This window comes from Pseudomonas sp. 43NM1, from assembly GCF_002836905.1.
In the GTDB taxonomy this organism is placed as follows: Bacteria; Pseudomonadota; Gammaproteobacteria; order Pseudomonadales; family Pseudomonadaceae; genus Aquipseudomonas; species Aquipseudomonas prosekii.
Map to the genome: position 1 here is coordinate 37,028 of NZ_MKGS01000154.1, position 6,758 is coordinate 43,785.

The 6,758-nt window shown below is 58.8% G+C and carries 6 protein-coding genes; 2 read left to right on the plus strand and 4 right to left on the minus strand.

Going from position 1 to position 6,758, the window contains the following annotated elements; all coding sequences use genetic code 11:
• Positions 1-1,218, minus strand: a complete 1,218-nt coding sequence (locus tag BI292_RS18085) for a type II secretion system F family protein (protein ID WP_101208669.1) — start codon at positions 1,216-1,218, stop codon at positions 1-3.
• A gap of 2 nt (positions 1,219-1,220) precedes the next feature.
• Positions 1,221-2,921: a type IV-A pilus assembly ATPase PilB gene (gene pilB, locus BI292_RS18090; RefSeq protein ID WP_092277885.1), complete on the minus strand. Its 1,701-nt coding sequence runs from the start codon at positions 2,919-2,921 to the stop codon at positions 1,221-1,223.
• A gap of 225 nt (positions 2,922-3,146) precedes the next feature.
• On the opposite strand from pilB, the gene BI292_RS18095 reads away from it, so the two are divergent.
• The gene (locus BI292_RS18095) at positions 3,147-3,569 is read left to right on the plus strand and encodes a pilin (RefSeq protein ID WP_101208670.1); all 423 of its coding nucleotides are present in this window, start codon (positions 3,147-3,149) and stop codon (positions 3,567-3,569) included.
• Positions 3,570-3,893: 324 nt separating this feature from the next.
• The gene (locus tag BI292_RS18100) at positions 3,894-4,241 is read left to right on the plus strand and encodes a BON domain-containing protein (protein ID WP_092277889.1); all 348 of its coding nucleotides are present in this window, start codon (positions 3,894-3,896) and stop codon (positions 4,239-4,241) included.
• A gap of 322 nt (positions 4,242-4,563) precedes the next feature.
• Here the strand turns inward: BI292_RS18100 and BI292_RS18105 are convergent, their stop codons facing one another.
• Together BI292_RS18105 and BI292_RS18110 are read right to left on the minus strand one after the other, a co-directional pair.
• The gene (locus BI292_RS18105; protein WP_101208671.1) at positions 4,564-4,872 is read right to left on the minus strand and encodes a DUF2845 domain-containing protein; all 309 of its coding nucleotides are present in this window, start codon (positions 4,870-4,872) and stop codon (positions 4,564-4,566) included.
• On the minus strand, positions 4,872-6,758 hold a 1,887-nt coding region (locus tag BI292_RS18110), incomplete at its 5' end, for a DUF748 domain-containing protein (RefSeq protein WP_157831277.1). The genes BI292_RS18110 and BI292_RS18105, both read right to left, overlap by 1 nt.

Below are 6,758 nucleotides of genomic sequence, written 5' to 3' on the forward strand. Positions count from 1 at the left end.
TCAGATCGCAGAGCCAAGTTGGAAAATAGGCAGGTACATCGCCACGACGAGGCCGCCGACGACCACGCCGAGCACCACCATGATGAACGGCTCCATCAGGCTGGTGAGGTTGTCGACCATGTTGTCGACGTCGTCCTCGTAGAAACTCGCGACCTTGTCGAGCATGTCGTCGAGCGCGCCGGACTCCTCGCCAATCGCCGCCATCTGAATCGCCATGTTCGGGAACACCCCCGAGGTGCGCATGGCGAAATTCAGCTGCATGCCGGTCGACACGTCCTGGCGGATGCGCAGCACCGCACGCTTGAACACGACATTGCCGGTGGCGCCGGCCACGGATTCCAGCGCATCGACCAGCGGCACCCCGGCGGCGAACGTCGTCGAGAGCGTGCGCGCGTAACGGGCGACGGCGGACTTGTAGGTCAGCGCGCCGACCAGCGGCAGTTTCAGCAGCCAGGTGTCGAGTTTGTCGCGAAAGGCTTGCGACTTTTTGAAGGCACGGCGCAAACCGAAAATCGCCGCGACCAGTGCGCCGAGCATCATCCACCAATATTCCTGCATGAATTCCGAAAGGCTGATCACCATCAGCGTGAAGCCCGGCAACTCGGCGCCGAACCCGGCGAATACCGTTTTGAATTGCGGCACCACTTTCACCAGCAGAATCCCGGTAACGATCATCGCGACAAACACCACGGCCAGCGGATAGGTCATGGCTTTCTTGATTTTGGCTTTGAGCTTTTCGCTCTTCTCCTTATAGGTCGCCACCCGGTCCAGCAAGGTATCGAGGGCACCGGCCTGTTCGCCGGCATCGACGAGGTTGCAGTACAGCTCATCGAAATACTGCGGCTTCTTGCGCAACGACGCGGCGAAGCTGTTACCCGCCGCGACTTCCTGTTTGACCTCGTCCACCAGTTTGCGCATGGCCGGGTTATCGAAGCCTTCGCCGATGATGTCGAACGACTGCAGCAGCGGCACGCCGGCCTTCATCATCGTCGCCATTTGCCGCGTGAACAGGGAAATGTCCTGGGCCTTGATGCGCTTGCCGAGGTTGAAAATCGACACGCTTTTCTTGCGCACCTTGCCGGGGTTGATGCCTTGCTTGCGCAACTGTGCCTTGATCAGCGCCGGGTTCTGACCGCTGAGCTCGCCGGTCATCTTCGTGCCTTTCTTGTCCGTGCCTTCCCAGGCATACACGCTGATTTTTGCTGCCTTGACCGCCATGTTCAATCCTTGGTGACCCGGTTGATTTCTTCAAGGCTGGTGATGCCTTGCATGGCCTTGAGCAAACCCGAGGTACGCAGATCGTTGAAGCCGTCCTTGCGCATCTGGATCTCGATTTCCAGTGAGTTGCCTTCGGCCATGATCAGCCGTTGCAGGTCCGGCGTGTTCTTCACCACTTCATAAATCCCGATCCGCCCTTTGTAGCCGTGGTTGCAGTGATCGCAACCGACGGGCTCATAGATCGTGAATGTGCCGATGCGTTCCTCGGGGAAGCCTTCCTTGACCAGCGCTTCGCGGGGGATGTCGATCGGCTTCTTGCAGTGGCTGCACAATTTGCGCGCCAGGCGCTGGGCGATGATCAGGCTGACCGAGGTGGCGATGTTGAAACCGGGGATGCCCATGTTGTGCAGGCGCGTCAGGGTTTCCGCGGCGCTGTTGGTGTGCAGCGTCGACAGCACCAAGTGCCCGGTCTGCGCGGCTTTGATCGCAATTTCTGCGGTTTCGAGGTCGCGGATCTCGCCAACCATGATCACGTCCGGATCCTGGCGCAGGAACGAGCGCAAGGCCTGGGCGAAATCCAGCCCTTGCTTGGGATTGACGTTGACCTGGTTGATGCCTTCCATGTTGATCTCCACCGGATCTTCGGCGGTGGAAATGTTGATGTCGACGGTGTTGAGAATATTCAGCCCGGTGTACAGCGACACGGTTTTGCCCGAACCGGTGGGACCGGTGACCAGGATCATCCCTTGCGGTTGTTTCAGCGCTGCCATGAACAGGGTTTTCTGGTCCGGTTCATAACCGAGGGCGTCGATGCCCATCTGTGCGCTCGACGGGTCGAGGATCCGGATCACCACTTTCTCGCCCCACAAGGTCGGCAAGGTGTTGACCCGGAAGTCGATGGATTTGCTTTTCGACAAGCGCATCTTGATCCGCCCGTCCTGCGGGCGCCGGCGTTCGGAGATGTCGAGACTGGCCATCACCTTGAGCCGCGCAGCGATGCGCCCGGCCAGTTGAATCGGCGGTTTGGCGACTTCGCGCAAGATGCCGTCGGTGCGCATGCGTACCCGGTAATTCTTTTCGTAAGGTTCGAAGTGCAAGTCGGACGAGCCGCTTTTGATCGCGTCCAGCAGCATCTTGTGGACGAAACGCACCACCGGCGCATCGTCGGCGTCCTGCCCGGCAATCGAGTCCTGGTGTTTGTCGTCGACCGATTCGACGTCGAGGCCATCGAGGTCAACGTCGGCCATTTCCTCGAGGCCGCTGGTGTGGCTGTCGAAGAACTTCTCGATGGCGTCGCTGAGCTTGTCGTCCTCGACCAGAATCGCTTCGGTGCTCAGGCCGGTGCTGAACTGGATGTCGTTGATCGCCTGATGGTTGGTCGGGTCGGAAATCCCCACGAACAATTTATTGCCGCGCCGCCAGAGGGGCAGGGCGTGGTGCTGGCGCACCAGTTTCTCGCTGACCAGGCCTTTGGGCTGGGTTTCCTTGTCGAGGCAATTAAGGTCGAGCAGCGCCATGCCGAAATGCTCCGAGGCAATCTCCGCGACCTGACGACTGCGCACCAGTTTGTTTTGCACCAGGTAGCTGACCAGCGAGATGCGATTGCGTTGGGCCTGCAGATACGCCTGTTGCGCGCTTTTGTCAGTGAGCAGTTCGGCCAGCACCAATTGCTTGGCCAGGCCGCTGAGGGCGATGTCGTTCATTGGGATTCCGGACGCAGACAGTTCATGACTTATAGCCTAGTCAACGGAATGAACCAAACCAGCGGCTTGGAGGTGACAAAAAGTGTCAGATAGTGCGGTTACAAGGTGTAGGAAACGTCGCGGCCATAACCTCGCGCCCTGTGGGCAGGGCGCGCGGGGCTTGGCATGGAGCATGCTGGGGCTATGTCAGATCATGAGATTCCGACTCATGCATGGAGCTTGTCTATGAATAACCAAAAAGGTTTTACCCTGATCGAGCTGCTGATCGTGGTGGCGATCATCGGGATTCTGGCGACGTTTGCGATTCCGCAGTATTCCAAGTATCAGGCTCGGGCGAAGGTCACGGCGGGGCTGGCCGAGATTTCGGCTCTGAAAGTATCGTTTGAAGATTTGATGAATGCCGGCACTGCAGAACCCACCACGCTGCAAGGTGCCGGGACGACGACGCAAAACTGCGCCATCGCGGTAACCGGCACAGTGGCGTCCGGCGCGGGCACTATTGTTTGTACATTGCAAAAAGCCCCGGCGCCGGTAGCCGGTAAAACCATCACGCTGACCCGCAGTGCTACGACTGGTTGGTCTTGCGCAACCGGCGTTACTGCCGACTATGCGCCACCAGGCTGCACGGCTGCTGCCGCAACGCCGTAAGTTGAAACGCTGAATTGACCTGCCCCGCTCGCGAGAGCGGGGCATTTTTTTGGATCTATGACCCGCTATCTGTCCCGCGCTCGCTGAAAAATAGAAAACCCCGACAATTCATGGCCTTAGGCCTGCGTCAAAGCCTGCAACTTGCATGTCGATAATCACCACCTCATGCAATTTGCATGATTTCGAAATTCACAACAATTTATAACTCATTGTTTTTTAAGGATTTATTGGCTGTCTCAAAGTTGGCACAGCGTTCGCAATATATCCAGTAACCCTGCTGAAGAGACTCTCAGCAGACTTTATAGAAAAACAGGAGTTACTCGTATGAAGAAGTTCGCTATTGCTACTGCTACCGCGCTGACCCTGACCATGGCTGGTGCAGCTTTTGCACAAACCACTACTACCCAAGCCCCGATGACTCTGGCGGCTGGTGAAGTGACACAAGCCAAAGAAGCAACTTCCGATACCTGGATCACCACCAAAGTTAAAGCTGATCTGGTAACCGAGAAAGGCATTCCTGGTTCCGACATCAAAGTCGAAACCAACAAAGGTGTTGTGTCCCTGTCGTCGACCGTCGCTGTGACTGAATCGCAGAAAGACGTTGCAGTTGCCATCACCAAGAAAATCAAAGGCGTCAAAGCGGTATCCGCTGACGGCCTGAAAGCCGAGTAAGGCAAGACTTCTCGCCTGAACCGGGAGAAGGGTGCGGCAGACGGGCCGGGTAATACGTCTGCCACCTCTGAAGTGTTCATGCGAAAGGCCACAAGGACGTGGTCATTACAGGCCTCCGCCATTCGTGACGGGGGCCTGTTCTATTGTGGGCGCTGCAAAAACATCGGACCGCTGCAAAACCCTGTAGGAGCGAGGCTTGCCCGCGAAGGGGCCGGCACATCCAAAACCTGGTTGACTGACAGATTGCCTTCGCGGGCAAGCCTCGCTCCTACAGGTATCGCGTTCCTACAGTGGGGATGTGTTGCCGTTGTAACGGGGGGATTCAGTTACCGCGCTTGCTGTTGATCTGCCGGAGGCGATTGCCTTCGAAGCGCAGGTATTGGTACATCCCGCCGTTCGGTCCGTAGGTCCATTCCTCGACCTGAAACTCTTCCCGGCGGTTGGCGCTGCGCTTGTAGCCCAGCAAGTCGCGGCTAACCGGTTCGCCGCATTTCTGCAGCACTTCGCTGGAGCGGTCGCCGACGCTGATCAACTGGCTGCCACAGCGCAGCGTATCAGCCGCCGCAGCCTGACTGGCTAGCAACGCCAGCGCCAGACTCAGCGCCGGTCCCATCAGCCGTCGCGCGCTCATCATTCGGCGTCCAAATGCATGGGCGTGATCACCCGGCCATCGCTTTCCGCCTGACCGAGTTGCGCGTCGATAAAGTACACACGTTCGTCAGCCAATTGCGCTTTCTCGACCAGGAAATCCTTGATGCTGCTGGCACGTTCCTGACCCAACTGGCGCAACAGCACTTCGCTTCCGCTCCAGAACTTGATCACTTCGGCGCGCATTTTCGTCGTGCGTTCTTCCTTGCCCAAATCCTTCCATTCCGCCGGCGGCTGAGTCTTCAGGCGCGTGCGGTAAATGCCTTCCAGCAACGGCGCTTTCTCGGCGTCCGGTACTTCCAGCAGCGAAGCCTGAGCCGGGACTTTATCGCCGCGACGCTGGAGCATCTTGTAATAGTTGTATTGGTATTCGCGTTCCAGGCGTTGCTCGGCGAGCAATGGGCCGTCGCTGTTTTGCGCGGCGGTGCCTTCGATCTCCAGGCGCAGCGCCGGACGTTCCTTGAGCGCGCTGGCGAGTTTGACCAGCGAGGCCTCGGCGTCCTTGCTCAATTCGCTCGAACCCGGCGCAAACGAAACAGTGCCGAGGTCTTGCGAACCGCCGCCGCTGATCAATCCGCCAATCATCTTGAACGGCGCCGCAGCAGCCTTGACGAGCAGGTTGCGCAGGGTCTGCCAGACAATCGGCATCACGCTGAACTGCGGGTTGTTGAGGTCGCCGGTTACCGGTAATTCGATGGAAATCTTGCCGTCGACATCCTTGAGCAACGCGATTGCCAGTTTCAGCGGCAGGCTCACGGCGTCCGGGCTGTCGACTTTTTCGCCGAGTTGCAGTTGTTCGACCACTACTTTGTTTTCAGCCTTCAACTGACCTTTGGTGATCAGGTAATGCAGGTCGAGATTGAGTCGACCCTTGCGGATGCGGTAACCGGCGAACTTGCCGGAGTAGGGCGTGAGCGTCGTCAGTTCGACCCGTTTGAAACTGGTCGCGATGTCGAGGCTGGCCATCGGGTCGAACGGGTTGACCGCCCCTTTGATGGTGACCGGCGCGTAGCGGTCGACCTTGCCTTTGATGTCGACCGTGGCCGGTTTCCCCTGACGGCTGTCGATGGTGCCGATCGCACCGTTGAGCTGCTGCACCGCCGTGGCAAAGTTCGGCGTCAGGCTGAAGTCGGCGAAGTTCGCCGAACCGTCATTGATCGCCACGCCGCCCACGCGAATCGCCAGCGCTTTGTCCTTGCCCGCCGCCGGTTTCGCTGCAGCGGTTTTGCCCGCGGAATCAGCCGGTTGCGGCACCAGCAAATCGTCGACGTTGGTGGTGCGGTCGTCGTTGATCATGAAGCGTACGTAGGGTTGGAACAGGTTGACCTTGTCGATCGACAGGCTGTCGCCGTGCTGATAATTCAGGCCTTCGAGCACCAACTGCTGCCATTTCAGGAAGTCGCGGGTTTTCAGGGTGTCGAGCGTGTGCAATTGATCGACCTGGGCACGGCCGGTCACGCTGAACGCCAGCGGCTCGGTGCTTTTCAGATCGACCGCGAGGTCACTGCCGAGCATGCCGCTGCGCAGTTCCAGGCGAATGAACGGGGTGATGTAGGACTGCGCGACGCGCAGGTCGATGTCTTTGGTCTGCACATTCAGCTTGGCGCTGACCGGTGCGAGATTGACCTGGCCGTCTGCGGTGATCTTGCCTTGCTTGCCGACGCCGGTGTCGAGCTTGAGCTTGAAAGGCGAGCCGTTGAGGCTGTCGAAATTTTGCAGGTCGAGGTTCAGCGGGCCGACTTCCAACGGCACCGGCGGCTGCGCCTTGCGGTCCTCCAGATGCACCTGGTAATTGCGCAGTTGCACATCTTTGAGCAGCACTTGCCACGGTTTGCTCGGCGCGGCGGCGGCTGGCGGCGGTGAATCGGC